Consider the following 26,221-nt stretch of genomic DNA (forward strand, 5'->3'; position numbering starts at 1 on the left):
GATCCTTATCTGAGGAAGCTCTTTGTTGTTTTTTCATCAGTATTCTTATAAAATTAATAAGTATATTTATAATCAGCGAATGAACTAATGGAAAAGTAGGGATAGTTTGAACAGTCAAATAAAACGTGTCAAAATTGCCGAGCAAGGCGCAAGAGTCTCCATTGGTGTCTATGTCCTTCTGGCCATTGCCAAACTGGCGGTGGGTTACTTTATGCGTTCGACCTCTTTATCAGCAGATGGTTTCAACAATCTGACCGATGTCCTCTCCTCTGTAACGGTTTTGGTGGGCTTGAAAACAGCCCGAAAACCTGCTGATGCAAATCATCCATATGGCCACTGGAAAGCTGAACCTATAGCGAGCCTGGTTACATCCTTTATTATGCTTTTTGTAGGATTTCAGGTATTTCAAAGCAGTATCATACGCCTTTACAGAGGAGAACTGGTCCCGCCTAACCGATTAGCTGCTGCCGTTGCCCTGATCAGTTCTGTGATCCTGTTTATTCTGTACCGTTACAACTTGAATCTGGCAAAAAAGGCAAAAAGTACAGGACTGAAAGCTGTTTCTCAGGACAATCTGGCAGACAGTCTGACGAGTCTAGCTACAGCTGCTGCCATACTAGGGGCAGCGGTCGGCTGGGTTTGGCTGGACACCATCATGGCTTCCATCGTCGCTATGATCATTGTAAAAACAGGAGTTGAAGTATTCAAAGAAAGCACCTTTTCGTTATCCGATGGATTTAAAGATAAGCACCTCTACCTCTATAAAAGTAAGATACGTCTGATCCCTAAAGTAAAAAGTGTGCCGTCGATCAAAGCGCGCATGTATGGTGCAAATACATACGTGGATGTGACTATATTGGTAGACGGTGAGATGACTGTACAGGAAGGTCATGACGTAACTGAAATCATCGAAGAGATGCTGTATGAAGAATTTGATGTGATGCACACCGATGTGCATGTGGAACCTTTTGATTTAACTGATCAGTTCAATCGGGAACAAATGTAAAATCATACTAAAAACAGCAGGTGCAACCTTTAATGAAGGTTGCACCTGCTGTTTTCCATTGAAACTTGTAATGATTTTCCCGAACGTGTTCAGACAGTAAGGGGTTATAGAATCTACTGCTACTGATACTTGTGGACGACTTCGTGATATCAAACCGCACTGTGGGTCATCTTATCAACAATTAATAATGACTCCCCGTAAACGGAGCTGTGACATATGTCCCAACTTCTTCCTGCGTTTAATCCAGAAAAAGGATTCTTCTAACACTCTTGTGACCAGTTGACGCTGTCATTCTTCAGGAACTGGTCACAATACAACATAATCAGTCATGAGATTATTTTTTCTTTCTATAGTAAGACTTCACATTTAAAAACATACTAAGATTAGTAGGTTTATCTTGAGGAAATGACTTTGAAATTATTGTTCACCTCAGCTTTTATTGGAGAAAAAGCTGCAAAATAATCACCGATCAGTTCATTCATGGGAATCGTCACTTCCCGCTTGATTTTCCCTGCATCGAACATGCCATAGTTTCCTCCCCCGACGGCCCGGTACTGATTTATGACGATATCAAGCCTGTCGTCAGGTTTGATATCTTTGCCCCGGTACTTAAAAGTTGTGATACGTTCCCCCTCAGGTCGAGCCACATCTATAACATAATCGATCCCTTCGAACATATCGTAATTGTACATCTGTGGTTTTGGATTCATGAACTCTGGATTTACTACTAGTTTGTTTTCACTATTCAGTGAAAAGTAGGACGCAGACTGTTCAAGCGCCGCTTTCAGATCCTGCCCTGAGACATTCAGTACAGCCAGCGTGTTAGGGTAAATATAGTTTAAAACGACATCCCTCATCGTGACCGAGTCAGAGAACCCTTTGACCCTGTTATTGAATAAAGCGGTGCCTGAAATATCACAGTCTGAATAATACATTTGAACACGGTGGATGAATTCGATGTAGGGATGTTCTTGTTTTCTCGCTTGCTCCACATCATCGATCGACATATCACCTTTGACATGTCCTATCGGCTGATCCAGCCAGTCTTCCACTTCGTCATTCACCCAACTGTATTCTGCGGCGAGCTGTTTATCTATTGCTGCATCTTTGACAGAGAGCAGCTCAGCTTCCATCGTCTTGATCGTCACTTTCCCCTTCTCTTTCTCCAGGTCCATTACGACTTTTCCCAAGTATGCCCCTTTACTTCCCGGCATGACGACAGCCGTACCGTTGACCACTTCAGCGAGAAGCCGATGCTGGTGTCCGGCAAGAAGAACATCGATGCCCGGAACTTCACTTAAAATAGCGTAGCCTTCATTTTCTCCTGTGAGTGTTTCAGTCGGCTGACCCGTATGAAGGTCTTTCTCAAATCCGCCATGGTAACTGACCACAACGATATCCGCTTTTTCTTTCAATAGGGGGACATAGGTTTTTGCTGTTTTTACAGCTGACTCAAAAGTTAGTCCTGCATAATTCTCAGGATGTTCCCAGTGCGGTATATATTGCGTAGTTAGTCCCAGAACTGCCACCTTTATACCTTGTTTATTAAAAATTTTATACGGTTCACCGAAAGCTGTCTTTCCTCCGCTCGTCAGAACATTGGCACATAGAACAGGATGCGCAGCTGAGACCACTGCTGATTCAAGGTAATCCAGACCATAATTAAATTCGTGATTGCCAATGACGCCTGCGTCAAACTGCAGATCGTTGACAATGTTCATTAATGCTCCGGCAGAATGTTTATGCTTCACGAGATAATGAGTGAACGGAGATCCCTGAATAAGGTCGCCATTTTCAATAGCCAGACTGAATCCCATCGCTTCATTTCTTTCTCTTTTCAATAACGCAGCTAGTTTAAGCAAGCCATATTCCGCATCCTGGAAGCGAGACTGATAGTCTGTGGGATAGACATAACCATGAATATCACTTGTTTCAAATAAAGTCAGCTTCATCCAATGCCCCTCTCTGTCTGTGATTTTTCCAGCTAATTCTGATACTCTGACAACACATTCAATAGTAAATGCGGATCATCTGTCATGATACCGTTGGCCCCTAGCTCTATGAGCTCTTTCATGGTGTCTTCCTCATTGATCGTCCAGTAATAGACATGCATCCCTCGATTATTTGCTCCCCGGATCAGCTTCCAGTCTGCCAGATCAAATCCTTCTCTTTCAGTAGGCAACTGGAAGGCTGAAGCTTTGGGCTGATAAAGGGCGTTAAGAAATGCTTTATGCATCATGACAAACTGACGTGTTTCTTCCTCACCCGCTCCTATGGCCACTTCACCGTTTGAAACATCCTTGAATCTGAGGTTGATATCATGATCAAAACTGGCGATCAATACACTCTTTTCCATGTCATAGGTCTGAATTTGTGCCCACATTTCATCGATCAGTTCCCCGTACATCACAGGTTTATTCGTATCTTTCAGTTCGATCAGATGCCTCTTATTGCTGAATTCTGAAAAGACCTCTTCAACCGTGGGAATTTGAACACCCTTCCCTCTAAAAACATATTCTCCGTGTGCATCCTTGAAATGGTACCCGGCATCCAGTGCTTTCACTTCTTCCAGGGTCATTTCGTTGATGTTTCCTGAACCGTTTGTCGTGCGGTCGACTGTGTCATCATGGATAACGACCAAATGACCATCTGCTGTAATATGCACGTCATACTCCAGTACATCCACTCCCAGTTCGGATGCATTTCTGAAAGCCTCTAATGTATTTTCTGGAGCCAGCGCTTTCCCTCCCCGATGGGCAATAACCAGCGGTTGTTTTTTCGTTTCAAAATAATCATGATCAGTTTTTGAAGACAGCGGAAATAAAAAGAGCAGGAACCAGAGCATGAATACACTCATCAAAATGATTCCGAAAGCCTTTAACATTTTTTCCATATTTTCTACTCTCCCATATAATCAAAATCAGCCAATAATGAATAAGACGACGACATACGACACGACAACCACCAGTGATGACAAAATAAAGCCGTGTACAAAAGGTTTGAATCCCGTTCTGATAAAGACTGAAAGGTTTGTTTTAAGACCGATCGCAGCCAGAGCCACAACCATTAGAAAACGACTGATCGTTTTCATTACCCCCGAAATTTCAGGACTTATAAAACCCACCGAATTAAGCAGGGCCATTAATACAAAAATAATTATAAACCATGGAATCAGTCCAGACAGTGAAACCTTTGCTTTTCTCCGTTCTGGCTGTTTAAGTTTTTTTCTGTAGTAAATCGTCGAGAATATCAGAACTGTTGGAATGATCGCCAGGGTGCGTGTCAGTTTTACCATCGTTTCCACTTCTCCGGCAACTTCTGAAAAGGCAAAACTTGCAGCCACTACACTAGACGTATCGTTAATAGACGTTCCCGCCCAGTAACCGAAAAAGGTATCGCTCAATCCGATCAAGGTTCCTATGATCGGATATAAAACGATCATCAGTACATCAAACAGGAAGGTAGACGAAATAGCGTAAGACACATCACTGTCTTTAGCCTCAATAACTGGAGCTAATGCAGCAATAGCTGATCCTCCGCAGATAGCAGTCCCGGCTGCGATCATGTTACTCAGTTTCCAGTTGATATCAAATACTTTACCTAACAGATAGCCTCCGCCGAAAGCTGTCAGGAGCGTGAAGATTAGGACCAGAAGCGTCTGGCTCCCTACTTCCAATATTATAGAAAAGTTGAGAGATGCTCCGAGGAGAATGATCGCTCCTTTTAAAATCTTTTTGGATGCATACTGGACACCTTCCTGAAGTTGATTTTCATCGTAATAAACGGTACGGAAAAGAATACCCAGAAACATGGCAATAACTGTGGCTCCTATGTAGTGTCCCGGCAAAATGTTTTCTATGTAAACAGCCAATATGGCGATCAGTACGGCCAAGCTGACCCCTGGTAATCTTTTTAGTAGTTGCTGCACATTTTTCATCCTTTCACTCAAGTCTTGAATCATTATACCATTTATTTGATTATTCTTAAGTGAAACTTATAAGCATATAAAAAAATCCTTCACTCAATGACAGGTACACATGACTGTACTTTCCTTGAAGTGAAGGATTAGTTATTACCTATCTTTTGGCTCGTTTGATGCCTGTATAAAAAGAGACACCCAGGTGGATCAGGATACTTGCGCCACAGACTGCTGTCAGCCAGAACAGTTCATAATCATTTCTCACGATGATCCCGACATACGCCCAGGCGAACACCAACGGATACAGCCAGTCTTGATGTACTAGAGAAACGAAGATGGCGATGGCGGTGCCTGTAATCAGCAGCGCCAGCGTCCACTGGTATTCATTAAATCCGACTACCTCTTCTACACCCATCTCGTTGACCCAGGTCACGATATTTACGATCGTCGCGACTGTCGCCCACCCAAAATAGATGGAGAAAGGAAGCCGGTCAAACCAGTATGTTGAAACATGGGATATTTTTTTGTAGATGACGAGCAATGTGACGAGCAATCCGATTATTATAATCACTGATGTCAGATACCACAGCTGTGTAAACGCAATGATCCATAACCCGTTCAGAACAAAGTTGGCAACAAGCCAGTAATGAATGCTTTCATAAACACGCTCACTGCTGTTGTTTTTGAAAAACATCCGGACGATCCAGAAAAACAGTAATAAGTATATTACTCCCCAGATCGAAAAGACATAACCGGCAGGTTGAATGATTGCCGGATTTTCGTCAGCAACCATCCCCACATCTGTAGCTGTAAAGTAATTGACTGCCAGCATAAGTATGAATGTAATGCTGTAAATAATGCCTAATCTCTTTCTGGTTATCATTGTTACACCCTCCTTTATGGTTTTTAAAATTCGAAATATAACGATCCAAGCAAATAATCCTGATTATACTTTAATGCCAGTTTATATAAAAAGCGCTTGACTCTCTCGAGATTCTTCGGCTCTTCAACTATATTCGCTTTATATGTCTGATACCGCTCTTTTTCTTTCGCTGTGGTTTGTTTATTCAGGTAGCCCCATACATGATCCAGACTATTTATCGCTTTGTTCACATCGATATCCTGACTGAGCGCTGCTTCGATCAGGCGATAAAACTGAATGACCGGATAGGAAGACTTATCCTTCAACAGATTTCTTATACTTTCATAAATCACGGGCGAACGTTCCAGTACTGTGTATTTGTAGCGCGACCATTCTTTTTCCAGATCACCTATTTCGGGGTAAGCCGTTGTAGCTAATTGGCACTTGACTGCCGAAAGATTCTTGTCTTTTACTTCCAGCATGATATCCACCTTACAAGGTTTGATTTCTTCATAGAAGCCCATAAATTCATCGATACGAATGAACTGTGAATGTGCGCCTTCTCTCCCATTCAGCTGCTGCTGGGAATAATGTACTTTTGGACGACCATCTTTTTCATGCCAGGTTTCTTTGGCTTTGTTTATCCAATAGGAATCTGTCCGGAGGTCTCCGTCATTGTTCAATCTGTGATGGAGGTTATCATACACGACAGGAGCCCCAGTCCTCTGGCTTAAAGTCAATACCTCTTCGATAGTATAGGAACGGTCATCATTCTCAATGATGAGTCGATCTTTTATGCGTTCGTCCAATTGTTGGTAGACATCTGCAAATCGATCCATCGCACTTGCTTTATCACCATAAACGCCACCGACATGCAAAATGATTTTACTCTCCGCAGTCGTCCCCAGCAAATCCAGAAATAAGGTGTGGTATGTAAGATCATCGATCGCACGGTCCACCACTTCTTTTCTGGGTGAATTCAAAACGGTATACTGGCCGGGATGCATCGAAACCCGGATATCATAGCGTTTTATTTTTTCCCCGATCCGGTTGAACTGAGCTTCAAATAAGGTGGGCCAGTCCAGATCATTGACAATAAAATCCGAACCGAAGGGGATGATATCTGAACTGATTCGAAAAAGTCTGATTCCCTCCTTATGATTGTAATCGATCATTTTTTCTAGAACACTAAGGTTATGCCCGATCAGCTCTTTCAGATTTTCTTCTGTGGCATTGCTTTTCCGACAGGTTCTGTAATTAGCTTCAGGTACGCCCTTTGTCAGACACGCATAGCCTATACTCATGTGCATCACCTTCTCTGTATAAATTCTTACTATAAGTTTACCATTCACTGTCACTTGAAACGAATAATAAGAACTGAATAGACAAGCCTTATTATTCATAAATATAAAACTTCTTTGATATAATTAAAATATCAAAAATATGGAGGTCATAATATGTTGTGGACACTGATCGGGTTATTGATTTTATTTTGGCTATTAGGATTCATATTCGAAATCGGTGGAGCTATCATCCATGTTCTTCTTGTTATTGCCTTACTGGTATTTATCTGGCAAATGATTACCGGAAAAAGAAAACCGTGACAGAGTCATACAGGGCTAATTGAAAATAGTCCGGGTGGAATAATCCACCCGGACTGTTTTTATATTTCTCATACCTTTTCATCTCTTTTGATGATAAAATAGTATAAAAAGGAGAATAATTATGCATTGCCCAAACTGCACGATACGTAAAAGCGAGTTATCATTCCAGATACCGCTTCATATAAAAGAAATAATTTGTCAACATTTTTCTCATCATTCCCGTTCCTTTACCTGGAATAATAATATCTTACATACTTCTGAAGCTGCAAGTAATGACTTAGTGGACTTTTTAAAAGAAATGGATATGGATACCGGGGTTTCCTTCAAACCCCCTCATCAAGACTGGATGAATCTGGAAAAGTATGACACCTATCGCAACTCTTCATGGCTGGATGATCTTATTAAAGCTAAGAATATCCGGATGTATTTTCAGCCGATCATCACTCAGACCGGTATGATTTATGGTTACGAAATGCTCGCACGATTTTTTGATGATGCCGGAACGATCGTTTATCCGGATAAAGTCTTCCCTGCCGCGAAACTGCGCGGCAGGACCTTCGCACTGGACCGGCTGTGCCGGATGCAGGGTGTCAGACAGATCAAGCGGTTGTATGACGATCAGAAAGCTTTTATTAATTTCATACCAACAGCCATCTATCAGCCAGAGTATTGTTTGAGAACAACGGCTGCCCTGGCAAACAGTTTGTCTATTAAAAGCAACCGTTTTGTTTTTGAAGTCGTAGAAACCGAACAGGTCGACGATGCAGATCATCTTAAATCCATACTCACTTATTATCAGAACAATGGGTTTGACTATGCTCTGGACGATGTAGGATCGGGCTATAACACCCTCGATCTGCTTGGCGAATTGAAGCCTCCCTATGTAAAACTGGATATGACCATTTCTCAAGGGGTGAGTCAGTGTCCTGAAAAACAGGCTATAGCCATCGCCTTTTTGAAAAAGGCAAAACATTACGGTGCCATGGGCCTAGCTGAAGGCATCGAAAACTTGAGGGACTTTGACTGGCTGAAAGACAAAGGCTATGATTTATTCCAAGGCTATCTCTTCGGAAAGCCCCTTCCAGATCCTCTGGAAGAAAAAATCATCGATCTAAATCAGTTTTAACAGCGGAAAAACTGGCAATCAATTAAACCTGGCTGAACCGATCGGATCCTTAATGCGACGATTTCAGGCTGTCAAATAAATGATTGCAAAAAAGAGCTAACCTGAGAATATGCTTCTTCAGGTTAGCTCTTATTTTACTGTATCAACAAAAAGACGATCGCTAAAACGGTGATCAGTGCCGCTGCCGGGAGGCTGATCCTAAATACCAAATGCCTGGTTTTATGCCTGAATACTACCATACCGAGCCAAGCGCCAACACCGCCTAATGCAAAGGAACATGTAAGCAGTTGTTTCTCAGAAATTCGATACTTTCTTTTTAAAGCTCGCTGCTTGTCACTGTAAAATAGAATAAACGTGATGATGTTCATTCCCCCAATAGCTGTTAGCACGAGTCCTTGGATAAGATCAAGATCAAACATTTTATATCACCCACATTCCTAAATAAGTCGTATACTTTTCTTATCTTAATGATCCTCATCTTCTTCATCGATATATTCAAGAATGTCGCCAGGCTGACACGCAAGGACCTGACAGATTTTATTGAGCGTGGAAAACCTTATTGCTCTTGCCTTTCCAGTTTTTAAAATAGAAACATTTGAAAGTGTGATGCCGACTTCTTCCGAGAGTTCAGTGACACTCATCTTTCGCTTAGCCAGCATGACATCTAAGTTTACTTGTATAGACATAGGAACCCCCTCATACCGTTAACTCATTGTCTTTTTTTAAGTCTAGAGCATTATCCAGTAGTTTTTCCAGGACTGCTGCAAAAACAGCGATAACTGCCGGTGCTGAGACAAATATCAGCCCGACCAGAATGACACCCGGTGCATCATCCACTTCCCCTACGATAAAATAGAACGGGAAACTCAATAAATGAACAGCGGCAATGGAAAAGGCATAGCGTTTGATTTTTCTCAATGTATCGACTGATTTATCTGAAAAGGCTTCATCATGGTCGATGTAGTTAAGAAGCTTATAAGCTTGATACAAAGCTGCTGAAAATGGAAACATACTGAGTGATAATGCTGCAAGAATGCCATACAGTACGATCACCATCTGCGTACTGCTCTCTGACGCTTCACGAATGATTGCCGGAAAACCAAAAATGACGATGGCCAAGACCGGTAGCATGATAAGTATGACGGCAATTTTTAATACCCATGTTTCTTTTTTCATCTACATCCACTCCCATTTTATTTGTCCCCCTCATTCTATCTATATATTTGTCGAATATCAATAAAAAATTATTGATATTAAATAATAGTTAAGGATCGTTTAAACGATAAAAGGACAGTTTTATGCAGTGAACCATCCTTCGGCATTCATATCTTGTCTAAGTCACCGTTTCGATAATAAACATAAAAAAGCGGATCCGGGTTTCATTCATCCCGCATCCACTTTTTAACTGTCCAGATATCGATACAGATCAGTCTTGTTCTGTATCCGACTCTTCCATCATGTTGATTCTTTCCATTGTTCTTTCGTAGGAACCTCTCATCCGTTCCTTATAACCCTCAGACAAGCTCGAGTCTTCCAGCGCAGATTCTACTGGAAGGATCCGATACGTATACGGAGCTCCGCCCGTATCACTGTGACGGTAGACCCAGGTCGGAATGAATTCTACATTCTCGATCGTTGTCTCACCAGTCAATTCGTTTTTCTGAACATCTACATTTACGATGACCCCGTCTTCTGTGGGTTCCATTCCTTGACCAAGGGTTTCTCGGCGCTGATTGGAAACGAAATTGCCCAGTGAATAGGTCACGAATGCTTCATTGCCATCCACTTCGATAAATTCAGCTTGATGAACAACATGAGGATGGCTGCCGAAGATGATATCTACGCCTTCGCGTGCCAGGATCTCAGCGTTGGCTGTCTGCACTGTGTTTGGATCACGGGTATATTCGCTTCCCCAGTGCATATAAGCTACGATAATATCCGGTTCCTGCGCTTTCACACGTTCAATGTCAGCAACCATCTGCGCTTCATCGATCGTATTGACCATAGTATCGATTTCTTCAGCAGAATACTGGGAACCCAGTCCATTCAAATGTTCTGTGTACCCGATTACCGCTACTTTGATGCCTTCAACATCCTTGATCAGAAATCGTTCGTCCGGTTCGGGACTGGAACTGAATGTTCCTACGGCATCCATCCCTTTCTCTTCGATCACTTCAGCCGTTCGTCTCAAACCTTCAGCCCGGGTATCCAGACTATGATTATTCGCTGTGACGATCGTATCGAAACCGGCATATAAAAGAGCATCTGCCAGTTCATCCGGTGCATTGAATAACGGGTAGCCACTGTATTCTCTTGAGTCTCCCGCCAGCGTCGTTTCCAGATTGGCCAGTGCCAGATCCGCTTCTTCAATATAGGGTTTGACATCATCGAATACCGAGTTGAAGTTATATATCCCTTCCGGATTATTCCGGGCCGCGATCAGCTGGTTTCCGTGAGCCATGACATCCCCTACGGCAGAGATCTGGATATCGATGAATGTTTCCTCCGGTTCTTCGGGCTCCTGAGCCGTTTCATCACCAGTATCGGTTTCACCATTATCACTTGTCTGATCTTCACCGAAATTCTCCGGTGTTTCTTCGATCTCTTCTGTGGTGTCGGGTGTCTCTTCATTATTCTCAAATGGATTGGCAAATACAAAGATCCCTGCCACTATAACGACAACGACTAATGCAACGATGGCCAGTATGAGGCCTGTACGTTTACTGCTTCTTCTATTATTGGATCTCAATGTCTAATCCCCTCTCAACTAGGTATTCTTCATAGGTCAGACCGCTTTCATAGACATCGGTAGCCAGTTCTTCTCCTAAATAGCGCAGATGCCAAGGTTCATAAACATACCCTGTGATTTCGGATTTTCCCTCAGGATATCTTATGATGAACCCGAATTCATGGGCATTCTCTTTTACCCATTGCCCTTCTTCTGTTGCCCCGAAAGCCGATGTGATCTGCAAGTTCACACTTTCACTGGTGACATCCATCACCAGTCCGGTCTGATGTTCACTCTCTCCAGCTCTGGCACTGTACTTGTTTGCGGCTTCCTCGCCGTGATTGGATGCATAATTTCGAAACAACTGGACTTGAGTATTATATGAGCGATAACCTGACCGTGCATGCAGGATGATGCCTTCTGCTTCAGCCGCATCAAACATTTCTTTCAAGGCATCTGCTGCAACTTGTCTCATCTGCTTGATTTCCGGATTCGGCAGGACAGTAGGCACTTCAACTGTCACCAAATTTTCCGGAACATACTCTTCAGGCAGACTATACTGTTTATTCACGAGTACGGCTATGCTGGACGGATTCAGGATATCCTCTTCTAGTTCAAGTTGAGGTATCTCATTCTCTGAAACGTCTGTCTGCTCTTCTTCATCAGTGTCCGCATCATTTTCTTCAGCAGAATCACCTTCTTTGGTTTCATCAGACTCTTCCCCGTTCTGGCTGTTTCCATTATCTCCGTCTGGCGACTCATCTGTCTCTTCATTATCACTTTCTTCAGGCTGATTTTCCACATCATCTGTATCGTTATCATCTGATGATATTTGCTCAGATTCGTCGATATCTTCCTGACCGGGTTCGCCAGCAGGGTCCTCATCAGTCTGAGCGCATGCGCCAAGCATCGTCAAGCTCATGATCATACCTGTCGTCAGTAACCATTTTTTCATAAGCATTTATTAATCTCCTTTGGATAATCTTTCTAACTCAAAACTCACCTATATCTTAACACATTTCCAGCATTTCTGTTTAATCTGAACAAGTTTGTCATTGTTCTCTTACTTTTCCACTAAACTTTGAGACACCCTCTAAAGCCACGCGAACCGTAATAGGAGTCTGCGCCGTTATGATAGACAAATACAGTATCATATCGGCGATCACAGAACAGCGCACCACCCAGTGCCCTGATTTTCTCAGGTGTCCTGATCCAGCTCGATGTTCTACTATCGCATTCTTCAAGCTGCTGGAGATGTCTGTACTGGTTTTCATCAAGCAGCTTTATCCCCATTTGCTCTGTCATATTTACCGCACTGTCTTCTGGCGGGAATTTTTTTCTGGACTTCAATGCAGCATCATCATAACATACTTTTCTGCGACCTTTAGGAGTTTCTTTTGAACAATCAAAAAATAACAGTTCGCCAGTAGAGGCGTCTCTGCCGACCACGTCTGGTTCCCCTTTTGTCTGTTCCATAGCCTGAAGGGTCGCAAGTGCTTTATCATTGTTTTCCAGTCTATTTAAAACATCACTCCAGGTGATGCCAGCGTGTCGGTAAGTATGGACTTCAAACCGTTTTTTTAATGTGGAGATTAGAATCTGACTATCTTCAGCTATACATTTATCTTCAAAATTATTCACTTCAGTCAATATTCTCACCTTCGCTGGTTATAAAGTCGTTGATCAGTCGTACGATCTCCTCGTGCTGTTCTTTCCGGGACAGATCACTTTCTCTATCGCCTTCCTGAAATCCGTAGGCTCCAAAGTTAGAATGGTTGCCGCCTTCTATTTCGGCATAGACCGTCTCTTCAGGCAAGAGACGTTTTGTCTGTTCGAACTGTTCAGTATCAAGTATACCATCCTGTGAGCCGGTAATCGAAAGAATAGAAAGGTCTGAATCTGACAAGTCACTGTTATCACTTGGATAAGCAGCTAGAAAGACTAGTCCGTCGATCTGTTCCGCATGTTCTTCGGCATAAATCGCAGCACTGGCTCCGCCTAATGAGTGACCAGCCAGCCACCATTCTTTTTCTGAGGGGTTAGCTTCTTTGATCTCTTCGATCGCATCAGTATCGAGTATAGCTAAATTCACTGGCATATCTGGAATGAAAACCTGATATCCTTGTTCACTCAGCTTCATGGCTAAGGGCAGGTAGGCAGCATTCTCCACCAGACCTCCCTGATAGAGAACGATCTGTCCGATGATTTCATCAGGCGTGATCTTGATCCAGTCATCTTCCTGGCTGACAGTGTCATCTTCCAATGAGCTTGCCGCTTCTGGTAAAGCCTCATACGTATTGAGCCGCAGATAGATATAGGCAGAGAATAAAATCAGTAATATGACGATACCTATCCCTAAGGCCCATCTTTTCCACGATCGATGTTTTGATTTCATCTTTCCACACTCCCTCCTGAAATAGTTTCTCACCTTTAAATCACTACGATTCTCATGTCGACCGTCTGAAGATCACTTTAGAGTGGCCACTATTTTTACCTCATCCCAGCTTAATTCTCTCGTTGGAACAATGACCGCAGAACGACTGCTGTCGTATATCAGAATCATATCATCATACTGTTCGATCCTTTTTATGTCTTTCAGCTTCAGTTCTTCCTGAGCCTTATCACCTGTTACCGTTACCGCATCTTCACTGATAGTCAGTGTTTTCTCTCCAAACAAACCGTCTTTTTTTCCTTTTGACAACATCTTTCTGGTTTGTTTTAGGATGACCTTTCGGTACTGATCCGGGAAATAAAGGACCCCTAACCCGAAAAATCCTGTAGCAATAATCATCCAATAAATGGCCGGCTGGCTGAATAGAACGGTGCCTATAAAATAAATCAATACGGAAAACATAAGAGGGATCAAAAGACGTAAAAACCAGTACGTTTTTCTTTGAGCAGGTGAATCTATTATATAGTGAAGGTTAAATTGAATAAAGTCTTCCTCATTTACTTCATAATTAATGATCATGCAATCCCCACGTTCTCTTTTATATATTACTTTCCTAAAATCTGTCACTGGTTTCCATAAAACTGTTTGAAAATTTTACAGACAGCTAAGTTCAGATAACATTGTATTCGTTCTTTGTCTCGACCTGAACTAATTTTGAACTGCCATAAGCCTGACTCCAGCTGTTCATCAACTAGCCACTGCAATCCTCTTTTAATGCCAGGATAAGATGGCGGGAATCCAAGAAGCGACAGAGAATCTAACACAGATATTAAGTCAGCATAACAGAACGGATAGACAAACTGTTTCCAATATTTTTTATCCTGTCTGTCAGGATAGATGTCTCGTTTAAAAATATAACGACTGACCAGTTCGCCTGCCTCTATAATATCCTGTCGTTTTTTGTACTTCGGATGTACAGAAAAGGCCCGCAGCACTACTGCAGTAATCATGTATGAAGAAGGCTGAGTTAAATCAGGTTCAATCGTTTTGTGATAGGCATAAGTGACATCGATGTTATACTTTTTTGTTCTGAATGGAAGCGCCCAGCCTCCATCGTTCTGCCGTGTACTTATTAACCAGTCCAGAGCCGCAATAATTCTTTCATCATTTGAATAGCCTGCTTTAATAAGAAGTTCCGTGATTCCGGCTGTAAAGTTTGGTGTATACTGTTTGTCATAAATACCTCGGAAATCTCCCTGATCTGTCTGAACAGAAAAGAAATATTCAGCTGCATTTTTAATGGCCGAATGAGTGCGATCCAGATTATACATTTCAACGAGTTTACCTAAATTTTTGAATGACTGATACTGATTCAAGTTAGTCATATCCGTATGATCACGTTGTTGAGGATACTTCCAAAATCCCTGTGGATCCTGTTTGTTTTTCAATTTCAAGACTTCTTCTGCTGTCCAGCATAACTCAAAACGAACTTTCCGGTTACATAAATCCTTATATACCTTAAGTTTTAAGGCTGCATCACTCTTTTTTATTAAAGGAACAATTGGATCATAGTTCAACTGCTCCAACCAAAGCTGATTGTATTCGCCAGTCATAATATCATCTCCTCATATGGAGGGTGCGATTTGCTTGAAAAGTGATCTATCCTTCAATTGATAGTTCTATTCTACACTAAAACAGCAACTGTTATTAACAACAGTTGCTGTTTTTTCAATTTTCTATTTTTTTCACTCGTCCGACAATACCGCTTTCCAGTCTCACTTTGATGCCGTGATGATGTGATTTTGAGTTAGTTAAGATATCTTTGACTACACCTTCTGTCAGTTTGCCTGAACGCTGATCTTGCTTCTGTACGACTTTCACTTTTTTACCCGGTTCTATATCTGCCCGTTTTGTTCCATCCATATGTGTATGCTCCTTATTAAATAATTGGTTTAACTTATGTTCTAATGTTCTTCCTTATATTAACACAAACAAGCGAAAGTAAGCAGGTATAGAGCATCTAGTGATTTCCTGCAAAATCCTATCGTTTAATAAAAAGAAAAAAGTCTCAATACACATATGGTTTGTTATACTCAATGTCCATGACTTCAAAATTAAACCAGTTGTAATCCCCTTCATCCAGTTTCCAGGTGATTTCGCCTTTTGTCGGTACCTTTAACCCTTCGAATGATTTATAGGCACTAACTGGTATCGACCACGTTTCCATTCTAAATTCACCATCGAAATCACCGTACCGCTCTGCTTCGAATCGAACAACTTCCCCGAGATCATTTATCGTAAAAATACCGGAAGCAGAGACACCATCATAAGTCATGACTGCTCTGGCATTATTGTCATCGATAGCTTCCCATTCTATATAGTCATTCAACAACGCTGATGGGAACCACATGGTTTCTGCAAGATAGCGTAACAGCGTCCCCTGGTCGATTTCTTCTCCTTGAGAGTCAGCCAGGGTAAAGATTGACAAAGGTTTTATCAGCATGCTCCCTTGGCCGTTTTGATATTTGTCTCTACCGGAAATATGAACAAAAGGTGCAGCTTTTATTGTTGCATCCCAGATGAAACCGGGGTCTTCTGAAGTGAAGTACTGTTCCGCTTCGACCGGCAGCCATCTGCTGTCTGGCCCCAGTCTCATTTCAGCCTGTTGTTTTAACCGGACAGACATCACTCGATCTTTTCCTATCATTCCGCTATATTTAAACCATCTCTTTACACTCTCCGGCAAGCCTTCCAGATCTTCTTCCGATACCCGTTCTCCTTTTTTTTCTACTGCACTGAAAAGTTCCTCCACTTCAGCTTTAACATTTCGCTTAAAAAGACTCTGAGCTAAAAATGAGCCTGTTACCACTACTCCTGAAAGTACCAGTAAGCCAATGACTATCCGTTTGGTCAGCGACATTATCTCTGTCCTCCGTTTCCGTTACTTTTTATCCTTTTTCACATGAGCAGGTTGCAGCTTTCTTCCTCCAATAATGCATAATACAGCAGGCGCTAAAAATGTGAGTCCTCTGCCCACCATATAGAAATAAAACGGGTACGACTTCAGCCCTTCCTGATATTGATAGTAATCAGCGACTAGACGCACGCCAAAGCCTAACACGAGCAGAAAAGCAGCTGCGAATAAAACTATGCTGATGTTCTTTGTATTTTTCATATCTGTTCTCCTCCCTTAAAATAAAACCAACTATGTATGAAGACCGGCTCCTGTCTTTGTGAAAAGATTAACATCAATGATTGGATAATTCAATCTTTATGCACAAAAGAGCTGACCATGATCATGGTCAGCTCTTTTTCAGTTATTATATTATGTCGTCTGACCAGACGTTTCTTTTGAGTTATCATCCATCTGTTCATTAACTGTGATCAGGACCGTTTCGATGCGGTTTTCATCCATCCCTTCAATTTCAAATGTCAGGTGTTTGAATTCTACTACTGCATGGTCATCTTTGGCTGGCACATGTCCCAGTTCATTGATCAGAAAACCTCTGACTGTATCAAATTCATCCGTTGGAAAGCTGACATTAAGTGTATGTTCCAGATCCCGCAAACGATAGGTCCCGATCACTCTGTACTGCTTTGGAGAAAGCTTCGTGATCTCTTCGTCGTAAATATTCGGTTCCATACTTTCACTGGTTATTTCTCCAACGATTTCTTCTATGACATCTTCAATGGTGATCATTCCCTGGGTGCCGCCGAATTCATCAAGGACAATAGCTAAATGTGTGTTTTCCTGTCTCATTTTGGCAAACAATTTATCTATCGTCTGAGAGTCCTGGACAAAATGCGGTGCCCGCATAGCTTCTTTTAGTATAAAGGTAGAGCCATTATCTTTTTTCATGTACATAAACAGATCCTTGACATGGAGGACGCCTATGATGTTATCTATGTTGTTTTCATATACTGGAAAACGGGTGTACTGATATTTATTCACTGTTTCCAATACAGTATTCAAATCCGAATCTGCAGATAAACCTATCATGTCCGTCCGGTGAGTCAATATGTTCGATGCCGTCGTATCATTGAATTCGAATATGTTCTCGATCATCACTCTTTCGACTGGGTGGATCGTCCCTCTTTCACGCCCTAAATCTACCAGCATGCGGATATCTTCTTCTGTCGCTTCTTCATTCTCAGCATTAGGATCCGCACCGAATAATTTAAATATGATTTTGATGGAAAAGCTCAAAAATTTCACAATAGGTGCACTGACTTTTGCCAGCAGGGAAACTGGCCCTACCGCAATGTTGGCGATAGCTTCAGCTTTCTGCATCGCCAGCTGTTTTGGAACGAGTTCACCAAAGACTAATGTGAAATATGACAGCACGACAGTGATAACCACAACTGAAATCGAATTCAAAGCACTGAGAGACATAGGGACACCTAGGTCGTACAGTGCCTGGGCCATGGGGTCTGCAAAGAAATCCGCAGCAAAAGCACTGGAGAGAAAACCTGCAAGAGTGATCCCTATCTGGATGGTACTCAAGAATAAACTGGGTCGCGATATAAGATCATATAACTTCTGGGCTTTTTTGTCTCCATTATCCGCCATGCGTTTGACTTTATTGTCATTCAGATTGACAAAAGCCAGTTCAGATGCTGCAAAGAACCCATTTAAAAGGATCAGAATGATGAGTGTGATGATTGCTATTGCCATTGGATATCCTCCATACAGTGTTACCTCTTAGTTAAAATAAGTCTATCATACCAGGGTTTATTGTCAATAAAAGTTGACTGCTTCTGGCTACTCGAGAAAAGTGCGTTTTGCCTGCACCCCCCTTTATCGTCTCGGCAACAGACCGGTCAATCCGTGAGATCTCAATGTGTGCAGTAGAGGCCTCCATCCATTACGGGTGACCTTGGGTTCTTTTCCTTCAGCAAGCCGGGCGATCTGATGTTCATAGTAACTGATACCCATTAATGCGCCCACTTTTTCATCCAGATAGCTGCTACCGGTAGTAAGCTTTGGGGTAGTGATTTCCAGACGTTCACCCCTAATGAGCTTTTCCGGTAAATCTGGATACAAAACTAAAGGCCGCGCTAACCCGACCATTGATGTTTTATCTTGCTGCAAAGCTTCTTCCATACTCTCGATCGAACGGAAACCACCTGTCACTACGACAGGCACATCCACAGATGCCTTTACTTTTTCAGCATAATCGATAAAGAATATATTCTCCCTGACTTTCTCCGTCTCTCTGAACATTCTGGGGTTATCATAGTTTCCTCCTGAGATCTCGATCAAATCGATTCCAGCGTCAGACAATGCCTTTGCCACATGGAGCGATTCCAGTTCATTGAACCCGCCCGCACTGAAATCGGAAGCATTGAGCTTAACGCTTAAAGAAAAGTCCGGCCCCAGTTCTTCTCTCATTCCGGTATAGATTTCCATTAAAAATCGCATCCGGTTTTCAAGTGGCCCACCATACTGGTCGTTTCGCTGGTTGTGCTGTGCCGAAAGAAACTGACTCACGAGGTAACCATGGGCCCCATGGATTTGAACCCCTTTGAATCCTGCTTCTTTTGCCACCCCGGCAGTCCTTATATACTTTTCTACGAGTTCTTTTACTTCATCTGTAGTTAATGCTCTGGGGACGCTGAACAATCGGCTTGAGTACTTATTCAAAGGGACGGCACTTGGAGCGACGGGTTCTTTGGATAACGAACGGGGAGACTGTTTACCCGGATGATTGATCTGCATCCACAGCTGGGACCCATTCCTGTCGCCGGCATCTGCCCATTTTTTTAATAGGTCAAGATCTCTTTCATCTTCAACAACCACATTGCCCGGTTCTCCCAGCGCTTTATGATCGACCATAACATTCCCCGTAATGACAATACCTGATCCGCCTTCTGCCCACCTTTCATACAATTTCATATGATCCTCAGTGGGTTGATGATACCGGTTAGCCAAGGTTTCACTCATCGCCGACTTTAGAAAACGGTTCTTTATTTCGATCCCGTTAGGCAATATCAGTGGTTCTAATAACTTAAAAGTGTTCATTCATCATTTCTCCTCAATGTAAATTTACTATTACTCTTTCCTTTTAAGTGTAACATGTTAAGTTTGTGATCGATCAACGAGTGTCTGTCGAGCTTGTAGATAACATATGTGATATAATTTCCTTATAATAAACCTATATTATCCCAAGTAAAGAGGAGGTGATACAGGCAATAAATGATAGCTTGAAATTTCAAAAATATGGAAAAGAAGGTGTTTGTCATGTCGAAAAAAATCACTATGGAATCACTGAAAAAATTTAATACAGTGATGGGGTTTCTTCATCTCGTTCAAGGTCTTTTAATGCTGGGATTTGCGCTCTTTATTGAACGAATCGCTGATTTTACTGTACCTGTCATGTCCAATTTTCTTACATTCGATCAGACTCAAATGCGTCTTGTTACTGAAACCAATCATTTATTTGATGTGCCGTTCGGGATCGCTGTCTCTTTGTTTTTATTTATTTCTGCTGCAGCACACTTTATCATTGTCAGTCCCTGGGGTAATCCCATTTATAATAGAAACTTAAAAAAAGGGATGAACCCTTTCCGATGGTATGAATATGCCCTCAGCTCATCACTTATGATCGTGCTGATCGCCCTGTTATTCGGTGTCTATGATATTGGTGCCCTCATTCTGATCATTGCCGCTAATGCCTCCATGAATCTATTCGGTTTAGACATGGAAGAAATCAACCAGTATACAGAGAAAACAAACTGGAAACCCTTCGTTTTCGGCAGCTTTGCTGGCGTAGCACCGTGGGTCGTGATCCTGTTATACGCATTCGGAAACTCAAATCCGGCAGAAGTCCCCTGGTTTGTTTATGCCATTGTCGGCAGTTATTTCGTCTTCTTCAATTTGTTTCCAATCAATATGATCCTGCAGTACAAGAAAATCGGCAAGTGGGACAACTACTTGTATGGTGAAAAAGGCTATATCGTCCTGAGTCTGGTGGCTAAGTCCGTTTTAGCCTGGCTCGCTTTCGCAGGAGTCATGCAACCCCAGTAGAGAACAAATCAAAACGAGATCCCGGAAGTATGCGGATCTCGTTTTTTCATGTCTTTTTTTCTATAAGGACGGAAGGTTGCAGCTAGTGAAAATCTTGTTTGTGGATCGCTGTGTAAACCAGTTCACCATCTACTCGTTTACTTTCCATTAATGCGATACTCCTCACCGCAATTTCTTCCTTCGGCACTCTCAAGTCAGCTTTAATTTCATCAAATCCTTTTTCCGATACGGCTTGTCTGACCATAGTAATATGGGGAGTGTAGTCCTGTTCTTCTTTCGAAAATCCTGCCTCTTCAAGTTCGATTTCCAGCTGTTTTTTCAACTTAAACAGCTTCCCCACCTGTCCCTTTACGCCGACCCAGATGATTTCTTTATTTTTTCTTGGGAAATGTCCCAGTTTATCTGTAGACAGAATCAGTGCCTTTGCATGAAGAGCCGTCGTATCAATGACCTGCTTCAGGACATTCAATTCCTGCTGGTCGACATTACCTATGAACCTGAGGGTAATGTGGAAATTATTCCGATCGGTATAGTTTCCCGTACTGACATAAGGTCTAAGTCGGTCCTGAACGTGTATAAGCATATCTTTCACTTTGTCCTCCAGTTCGACTGCAATAAAAACCCTCATTCTTTCACCTTCCTATAATGTCCTTTCGATTCAGCTTTTCTACAGAACAACTCATCTTTTGTCTGACGTTTTCCAACTCTGTCTAAAATCCAACTTTTTTGTACTAATTCGAAATAAATAACGTTCCATATATTAATAGTATCATTTATAAACCGATAATACATAAAGTAAGTATTAAACAGAAACCGGGCAATTGGTTTTTGTTACTTTTTAGGGGGAATAAGTTTGAAAGGTACAGTTGTAGGAACTTGGGTAAAAACTTTAAGCCGCATGTATCCGGAAGATATCGTTAAAGAAAAGATGCAAGCGGCAGGAATGAATCCTAATAAAGTCATCTCTCCTTTGGACAATATCGATGATCATAAAGTTTTTACATTTACAAAAGAGATCGCTGAACACTTCGCTGTCTCAGAAAAAGATTTATGGAAAGCTATTGGCAAAGATAATGTCCAGGCGTTTCATGAAGGTTATTCATCTTTTTTTAACAAAGCCAATTTATTTCATTTTCTAAATTCAATGAATGATGTTCATCAAGTTGTCAGAAAACGTATTGCGGGATCAAAACCACCTGTGCTGGATATGGAAATCATTGGAAACAACGATGTCGAATTGACATACCGCTCAAAAAGAGGGATGTTTGATTACCTGCACGGACTGCTTGAAGGAGCCAAAGAACATTTTGGAGAAGAAGTGACCGTCAGAGAACTCTCCCGGTCAAAAGAGGAAATGGTGGTCCAGCTGACCTTCCCATATGTCGTCAGGAAGCAGAGAAAATACCGTTTCAATAAAATTCTTTCTTTCGGTTTTATTACAGATATGGGTGTAAAAATTAGTCTCCTCGCATTTATCATAGGGTTTGGGGGAAGCTTTTTACTAAGAAATATTGATTACGGTTATATTATATACCCTCTAGTTTCAGCTTTGGCCACTTATCTGGGATTTTACCTTCTGAGTCGGCCGATGAAAGATATCCACCAGGAATTACATTCATTAACTGAGAAAAAGTTCGTCATTACTACAGAAATCGATACCGGTCAAGATATGTTCCAGACGATACACTCAAGTATTAATGCCTATAAAGCTGAGGTAGCTGAAGATTTCATCGGCTTTAACAGCATGACAGAAGAAATGAACGGATTCAGTGAAACACTGCGAGGTATATCCACGACAATGAATGAGACAAGCAAAGAAATTGCCGGTATTGTGGAAGAACTGGCACACGCAGCAAGTACGCAAGCTGAAGAAACCGAAGACAGCGTTGAAACATTACAGGAAAATGTAACCAGTATCGAACGTATTTCCAGTCAGGAAAACCAGAACAAAGCAGAATTGGAATTTGCTTTACAGACCATTCAGACGTCTTTCGGTACATTGAATGGGACTGTGGACAATCTTTCAACGATCCTTAAAGAATTTGAAAACATCAAAAATGACAGCATCAACCTGAAAAACAAAGGTACCGAAATCGAAGAAATAGCTACATTCGTTACAAACATAGCCTATCAGACAAACCTTCTGGCGTTGAATGCATCGATCGAAGCAGCTCAAGCTGGAGAAAAAGGCAAAGGGTTTTCGGTGATTGCTGAAGAAGTCAGGAAACTGGCGACTCAATCAGAAAAAGCAGCGAATAATATCAAGGAGAACATATTCGGTTTTCTTAGTGACATGGATACTATGGTCGACGGCTTGACTAACCAGTTCGATGTCATAAGCAATGAGAGTCATGCAATCAGACATGCAATCAGCCAGACGGAACACTCCTACACAAAAATAGAAAATGTATCAGAAAAAATGCTGACCTCCGCAGAGGAACTGCAGAAACAGTCAGATAAAATATCCCAGCTGTTTTCAACCATCGAATCGCTGGCAGCAATTGCTGTGGAAAATTCCGCATCTACAGAAGAAGTCAGTTCAAACGTCTCAAGCTATGCACAGGAAATTGAAAAGCTGATCAGCGGGATCAGTGACTTTAAGAATCTCATCAATGAATTCAAGACCTATCTGTCGGACTACAAACTCTAACTGATCCTTGATGAAACGCTTTCCCACTTAAATAATTTAAACAGCCGTTAACAGATCTCACTGATTTCTGTTAACGGCTGTTTAAATTGCCTCCGGTCCACAAAAGCTCCAGGCAATGGAACAGGAAGAAGAAATATAAGACTCACTGCCATAACGGCATGGGTTCGAACTTGTGCTTTCAGACATGGTCTGCCTCTTATTTTCTAATAAGTGACAGGCATTACTGTCATCTGTGTTGGCTTTTAGGTACCTTCCATTCTGTAGCAGTACTATAAGGCCGCAGCCCTATATTGTAGTAAAACTGTTGTGATGAACCAACCAGGACTTTTTTCGCACCTAGTTCACCCGCACGCCTGATGCCTTCCAGTACTGCGGCCTTACCTAAACCCATTCGTCGATACTCAGGATCTGTAGCTACAGGCTCTATTACGGCAAAGTCCAGTTCCGGCTCATACCAGATTCCACAATAGGAAACAAAGTCCCCTTCAGGAGAAACGACAGCGATTTTCAGATTTAAATCGACATTCGCACGTATCATCTGCTCATATCCAGAACCTTTGTTTTCTTGGGTGAATACGAAGGTTCCTTCCCCGTTCAATTCATGATCGAACCCTCTCCAAAGCACCCGGTAATACTGATATAGATCAAAGGTTTCCTGCAAACTAGTTATACTGAATCCTTTTGGAAGCGTCACTTCTTGCCTATTTTTATCGATATAATAAATCGAATCTTCTTCTTTTGTGCCGGTAGCAACAAATCCCAATCCCGAAGCGATCTTCTGCATATAGATGTCCGAATCAGGAATGACAATCCCGACTTCGCCATTCTTAGATAAATGTACCTTTGAATAAAGCATCAGTTCTCTTTTCAAAAAACCATATTCAGGAAAGCTCAAGCAGTAGGCCGTACCTAAAAATAAATCAAAAACAGCTATTCCGACTATTTTGTCTGAATCTTCCCAGATTCCGATTCTGCTTAGCTTACTTTTATCCAGATAATCATGTGTGATCATCCAATCCCATCTTGCATAGGTGAACTGAGTGCTTTCTGATTCAACTAAAAAAGCTCTGACTTTGTAATAATCTTCTGTAACACCCGCTGTTCCAGTATAATTTCTGAAATCTATACTCATATATAACACCTCTTTGGGGATCGACCGCTACTGTTATCGTTTTCGAATGTGTCAAGCAACGGTTTTTCAATTCTGCTTAAAAATCCATTTGTGTTGAAAAAAACAAACAATAGACTTAAAATTGAGAAAAGAATATCAGTATTATCTCCTCATTGCCTCCGTTATTGTATCATAAACATTTATGCTCATGGCCACTTCCATTGCCCACTTTTTTGATTACATAACAAGGAGAGGATGAGCCGAGATGACCCCCATTAACAGACGTGCTTTAGTCAACTATGTATTGATAACTTATGGTATAACGTGGCTCTGCTGGATAAGTGCATTTCTTCTAGGCTTTGATGATCCTTCATTTTCATCTATGATTACAGTGGAATACCTTCAATCGGATCGACTGCTACCTTTCCTCATCTTTCGTTTTGGTGTCTATGGTCCACTCGTGGCTTCGCTGATCGTTACTCAGTATTACTATAAGAAGAAGGGGCGTCAGCGGCTAGTACAGAACATTTTTCGCTGGCGAGTCAAGCTGAAATGGTACCTTGCTGCTCTGATTTTCCCTTTATTGATACTCTCAGCAGTGGTTGTCATTGGCATAGTTCTGACCATCCCTTTTGCCGCTTTTTTCAATTCCCAACTACCCTTTTTGATGTTCTTTCCTTTCCTTATCTACCAGATCCTGACCAGTGGATTAGAAGAGCCCGGCTGGCGAGGTTTCGCGCTGGAACTTCTTGAAAAAGCTTATTCCTTTGAAAAGATGAACTGGATCCTGGGCACGGTCTGGGCTATCTGGCATTTCCCGTATGTCATTTATTTGTATTATTCTGATGGTCTGCTTTTCACTCTCTTCTCACTCGCAGGCTTTACTCTATCCATCATTGGTCAGACCTTTATCATTTCCTGGCTGTACTTGAACTCCAGAAGTGTATTGCTCATGATCCTGTTTCATGCCTGGTTAAACACGGTAACGACCCTCTTTCTCGGAGACATTACAATAGAACACCCTGTTATGGGAACTGTTCCCGCATTAGCTACCTGGGGATTTGTCCTGCTTTTGACTAAATATTTTCCAGTCGGCACGTTGAAAAATAAAAGTGGCTAATCTTTTCCATACAGCATAACATCCTTATGCTGTTATGCAGGTCCCTGAAGTCAGCTTATTATTTATTCTGACTTCAGGGCGTAAGTTCAAAGCGATTTATATTATGATATCTTAGCTGTTTTTCACCTTGTCTATCGAACCCACAGGTAACCAGTCATCCATATTTCCGTAATCCTCTCTGTTTATTTTAAAAGGCTCGACCTCAACGACCTGGTCCACTTCGATCAGGACAAGATATCTTTTACCCGCCCACCGCGAAAACTGTTTTTCAGTCAGATGCAGCTTGTCCTGATTAGCCTGCACGAGCTGTTCAGATTCAGACTTCGTCAGTTTTTCAGTGTTTAAAACATGTGTTACAGCAGCTTTTGCTTTTATTTTCCCTTCACCATTGTTATTGATAAAATACAACATATCTCCGATGTCGACTTTTCCATATGGAAGTTTCCTCCCCGCTGCTCCTCTGATAATCGCTGTTTTTTCACTGTTGATGAGTTTATCCAGTTCCTTTGCTTTCGCATCCACATAGACGATGTGATCCATGATTTACCTCCTCTTTAAAACATCTGCTTCGCTGTTCTTACTTGATTACATTCCAGTCTGACTTAACTTCTAAACTTTCCTATTGTACACACTTTCACTATATCACCATTTGAAAAAGCACGCATCCTATAAGCTT

At 41.8% G+C, this 26,221-nt stretch carries 28 protein-coding genes; 6 read left to right on the forward strand and 22 right to left on the reverse strand.

What is annotated here, in order from left to right:
* Positions 1 to 106: 106 nt before the first annotated feature.
* The gene (locus BM049_RS05235) at positions 107 to 1,006 is read left to right on the forward strand and encodes a cation diffusion facilitator family transporter (RefSeq protein WP_091529255.1); all 900 of its coding nucleotides are present in this window, start codon (positions 107 to 109) and stop codon (positions 1,004 to 1,006) included.
* Positions 1,007 to 1,398: 392 nt separating this feature from the next.
* On the opposite strand, the gene BM049_RS05240 is transcribed toward BM049_RS05235, so the two are convergent.
* The 5 genes from BM049_RS05240 to uvsE all read right to left on the reverse strand — a co-directional run bounded on the left by BM049_RS05240 (position 1,399) and on the right by uvsE (position 7,091).
* Complete coding sequence (locus tag BM049_RS05240; RefSeq protein WP_091529257.1) at positions 1,399 to 2,958, reverse strand: bifunctional metallophosphatase/5'-nucleotidase; 1,560 nt, start codon at positions 2,956 to 2,958, stop codon at positions 1,399 to 1,401.
* Positions 2,959 to 2,990: 32 nt separating this feature from the next.
* Complete coding sequence (locus tag BM049_RS05245; protein WP_091529258.1) at positions 2,991 to 3,899, reverse strand: glycerophosphodiester phosphodiesterase family protein; 909 nt, start codon at positions 3,897 to 3,899, stop codon at positions 2,991 to 2,993.
* A 27-nt stretch (positions 3,900 to 3,926) separates the two neighbouring features.
* On the reverse strand, positions 3,927 to 4,934 hold the full coding sequence (locus tag BM049_RS05250; RefSeq protein ID WP_245751868.1) for a YeiH family protein: 1,008 nt from the start codon (positions 4,932 to 4,934) through the stop codon (positions 3,927 to 3,929).
* A gap of 148 nt (positions 4,935 to 5,082) precedes the next feature.
* A complete protein-coding gene (locus BM049_RS05255; protein ID WP_091529262.1) occupies positions 5,083 to 5,808 on the reverse strand; it encodes a TspO/MBR family protein in 726 nt (241 codons plus the stop codon).
* A 23-nt stretch (positions 5,809 to 5,831) separates the two neighbouring features.
* Complete coding sequence (gene uvsE, locus BM049_RS05260; RefSeq protein WP_091529263.1) at positions 5,832 to 7,091, reverse strand: UV DNA damage repair endonuclease UvsE; 1,260 nt, start codon at positions 7,089 to 7,091, stop codon at positions 5,832 to 5,834.
* A gap of 153 nt (positions 7,092 to 7,244) precedes the next feature.
* On the opposite strand from uvsE, the gene BM049_RS11730 reads away from it, so the two are divergent.
* Together BM049_RS11730 and BM049_RS05265 are read left to right on the forward strand one after the other, a co-directional pair.
* On the forward strand, positions 7,245 to 7,391 hold the full coding sequence (locus BM049_RS11730) for a lmo0937 family membrane protein (protein WP_143079460.1): 147 nt from the start codon (positions 7,245 to 7,247) through the stop codon (positions 7,389 to 7,391).
* Between the two features lie 121 nt (positions 7,392 to 7,512).
* Positions 7,513 to 8,517 carry an EAL domain-containing protein gene (locus BM049_RS05265; RefSeq protein ID WP_218147210.1) on the forward strand — a complete coding sequence of 335 codons (1,005 nt, stop codon included), beginning with the start codon at positions 7,513 to 7,515 and terminating at the stop codon, positions 8,515 to 8,517.
* Between the two features lie 134 nt (positions 8,518 to 8,651).
* On the opposite strand, the gene BM049_RS05270 is transcribed toward BM049_RS05265, so the two are convergent.
* The 14 genes from BM049_RS05270 to BM049_RS05335 all read right to left on the reverse strand — a co-directional run bounded on the left by BM049_RS05270 (position 8,652) and on the right by BM049_RS05335 (position 19,659).
* A complete protein-coding gene (locus BM049_RS05270) occupies positions 8,652 to 8,936 on the reverse strand; it encodes a DUF1294 domain-containing protein (RefSeq protein ID WP_218147211.1) in 285 nt (94 codons plus the stop codon).
* Between the two features lie 45 nt (positions 8,937 to 8,981).
* Complete coding sequence (locus BM049_RS05275) at positions 8,982 to 9,203, reverse strand: helix-turn-helix domain-containing protein (protein WP_091529265.1); 222 nt, start codon at positions 9,201 to 9,203, stop codon at positions 8,982 to 8,984.
* 10 nt (positions 9,204 to 9,213) lie between these two features.
* Positions 9,214 to 9,693: a DUF2975 domain-containing protein gene (locus tag BM049_RS05280; RefSeq protein WP_091529267.1), complete on the reverse strand. Its 480-nt coding sequence runs from the start codon at positions 9,691 to 9,693 to the stop codon at positions 9,214 to 9,216.
* Between the two features lie 250 nt (positions 9,694 to 9,943).
* Complete coding sequence (locus tag BM049_RS05285; RefSeq protein WP_091529269.1) at positions 9,944 to 11,266, reverse strand: CapA family protein; 1,323 nt, start codon at positions 11,264 to 11,266, stop codon at positions 9,944 to 9,946.
* A complete protein-coding gene (locus tag BM049_RS05290) occupies positions 11,253 to 12,206 on the reverse strand; it encodes a M15 family metallopeptidase (RefSeq protein ID WP_218147212.1) in 954 nt (317 codons plus the stop codon). Before BM049_RS05290 ends, BM049_RS05285 begins: the two co-directional genes overlap by 14 nt.
* A 113-nt stretch (positions 12,207 to 12,319) precedes the next feature.
* Positions 12,320 to 12,886 carry a DUF4256 domain-containing protein gene (locus BM049_RS05295; protein ID WP_091529627.1) on the reverse strand — a complete coding sequence of 189 codons (567 nt, stop codon included), beginning with the start codon at positions 12,884 to 12,886 and terminating at the stop codon, positions 12,320 to 12,322.
* A 1-nt stretch (position 12,887) separates the two neighbouring features.
* Positions 12,888 to 13,640 (reverse strand): alpha/beta fold hydrolase, encoded by a 753-nt coding sequence (locus BM049_RS05300; protein ID WP_091529270.1) that lies wholly within the window; start codon positions 13,638 to 13,640, stop codon positions 12,888 to 12,890.
* 72 nt (positions 13,641 to 13,712) lie between these two features.
* A complete protein-coding gene (locus BM049_RS05305) occupies positions 13,713 to 14,216 on the reverse strand; it encodes a YcxB family protein (protein WP_091529272.1) in 504 nt (167 codons plus the stop codon).
* Between the two features lie 44 nt (positions 14,217 to 14,260).
* A complete protein-coding gene (locus BM049_RS05310) occupies positions 14,261 to 15,250 on the reverse strand; it encodes a prenyltransferase/squalene oxidase repeat-containing protein (protein ID WP_091529273.1) in 990 nt (329 codons plus the stop codon).
* A 115-nt stretch (positions 15,251 to 15,365) separates the two neighbouring features.
* The gene (locus BM049_RS05315) at positions 15,366 to 15,560 is read right to left on the reverse strand and encodes a YwbE family protein (protein WP_091529275.1); all 195 of its coding nucleotides are present in this window, start codon (positions 15,558 to 15,560) and stop codon (positions 15,366 to 15,368) included.
* 145 nt (positions 15,561 to 15,705) lie between these two features.
* Positions 15,706 to 16,557, reverse strand: a complete 852-nt coding sequence (locus BM049_RS05320) for a DUF6544 family protein (protein WP_091529276.1) — start codon at positions 16,555 to 16,557, stop codon at positions 15,706 to 15,708.
* 21 nt (positions 16,558 to 16,578) lie between these two features.
* Positions 16,579 to 16,812, reverse strand: coding sequence for a hypothetical protein (locus tag BM049_RS05325; protein ID WP_091529278.1), 234 nt, complete (start codon positions 16,810 to 16,812; stop codon positions 16,579 to 16,581).
* 150 nt (positions 16,813 to 16,962) lie between these two features.
* Complete coding sequence (locus BM049_RS05330) at positions 16,963 to 18,312, reverse strand: hemolysin family protein (protein WP_091529279.1); 1,350 nt, start codon at positions 18,310 to 18,312, stop codon at positions 16,963 to 16,965.
* 123 nt (positions 18,313 to 18,435) lie between these two features.
* Positions 18,436 to 19,659: an NADH:flavin oxidoreductase/NADH oxidase family protein gene (locus BM049_RS05335; RefSeq protein WP_091529281.1), complete on the reverse strand. Its 1,224-nt coding sequence runs from the start codon at positions 19,657 to 19,659 to the stop codon at positions 18,436 to 18,438.
* 219 nt (positions 19,660 to 19,878) lie between these two features.
* Here BM049_RS05335 and heR point away from each other — a divergent pair, with 219 nt between their 5' ends.
* Positions 19,879 to 20,664 carry a heliorhodopsin HeR gene (gene heR, locus BM049_RS05340; protein ID WP_091529282.1) on the forward strand — a complete coding sequence of 262 codons (786 nt, stop codon included), beginning with the start codon at positions 19,879 to 19,881 and terminating at the stop codon, positions 20,662 to 20,664.
* A gap of 82 nt (positions 20,665 to 20,746) precedes the next feature.
* Here the strand turns inward: heR and thpR are convergent, their stop codons facing one another.
* Positions 20,747 to 21,292, reverse strand: a complete 546-nt coding sequence (gene thpR, locus BM049_RS05345) for an RNA 2',3'-cyclic phosphodiesterase (protein ID WP_091529284.1) — start codon at positions 21,290 to 21,292, stop codon at positions 20,747 to 20,749.
* Positions 21,293 to 21,517: 225 nt separating this feature from the next.
* On the opposite strand from thpR, the gene BM049_RS05350 reads away from it, so the two are divergent.
* Entirely contained in the window at positions 21,518 to 23,314 is a 1,797-nt protein-coding gene (locus tag BM049_RS05350; protein WP_091529286.1) for a methyl-accepting chemotaxis protein, read from the forward strand.
* Between the two features lie 226 nt (positions 23,315 to 23,540).
* Here BM049_RS05350 and BM049_RS05355 read toward each other — a convergent pair whose 3' ends face one another.
* Positions 23,541 to 24,446 carry a GNAT family N-acetyltransferase gene (locus BM049_RS05355; RefSeq protein WP_091529287.1) on the reverse strand — a complete coding sequence of 302 codons (906 nt, stop codon included), beginning with the start codon at positions 24,444 to 24,446 and terminating at the stop codon, positions 23,541 to 23,543.
* Positions 24,447 to 24,690: 244 nt separating this feature from the next.
* Between BM049_RS05355 and BM049_RS05360 the strand changes: the two genes are divergently transcribed.
* Positions 24,691 to 25,545, forward strand: coding sequence for a CPBP family intramembrane glutamic endopeptidase (locus BM049_RS05360; RefSeq protein WP_091529289.1), 855 nt, complete (start codon positions 24,691 to 24,693; stop codon positions 25,543 to 25,545).
* 111 nt (positions 25,546 to 25,656) lie between these two features.
* Here the strand turns inward: BM049_RS05360 and BM049_RS05365 are convergent, their stop codons facing one another.
* A complete protein-coding gene (locus tag BM049_RS05365) occupies positions 25,657 to 26,085 on the reverse strand; it encodes a hypothetical protein (protein ID WP_091529291.1) in 429 nt (142 codons plus the stop codon).
* Positions 26,086 to 26,221: the final 136 nt, after the last annotated feature.

Source organism: Alkalibacterium subtropicum (assembly GCF_900112455.1).
GTDB lineage: Bacteria > Bacillota > Bacilli > Lactobacillales > Carnobacteriaceae_A > Alkalibacterium > Alkalibacterium subtropicum.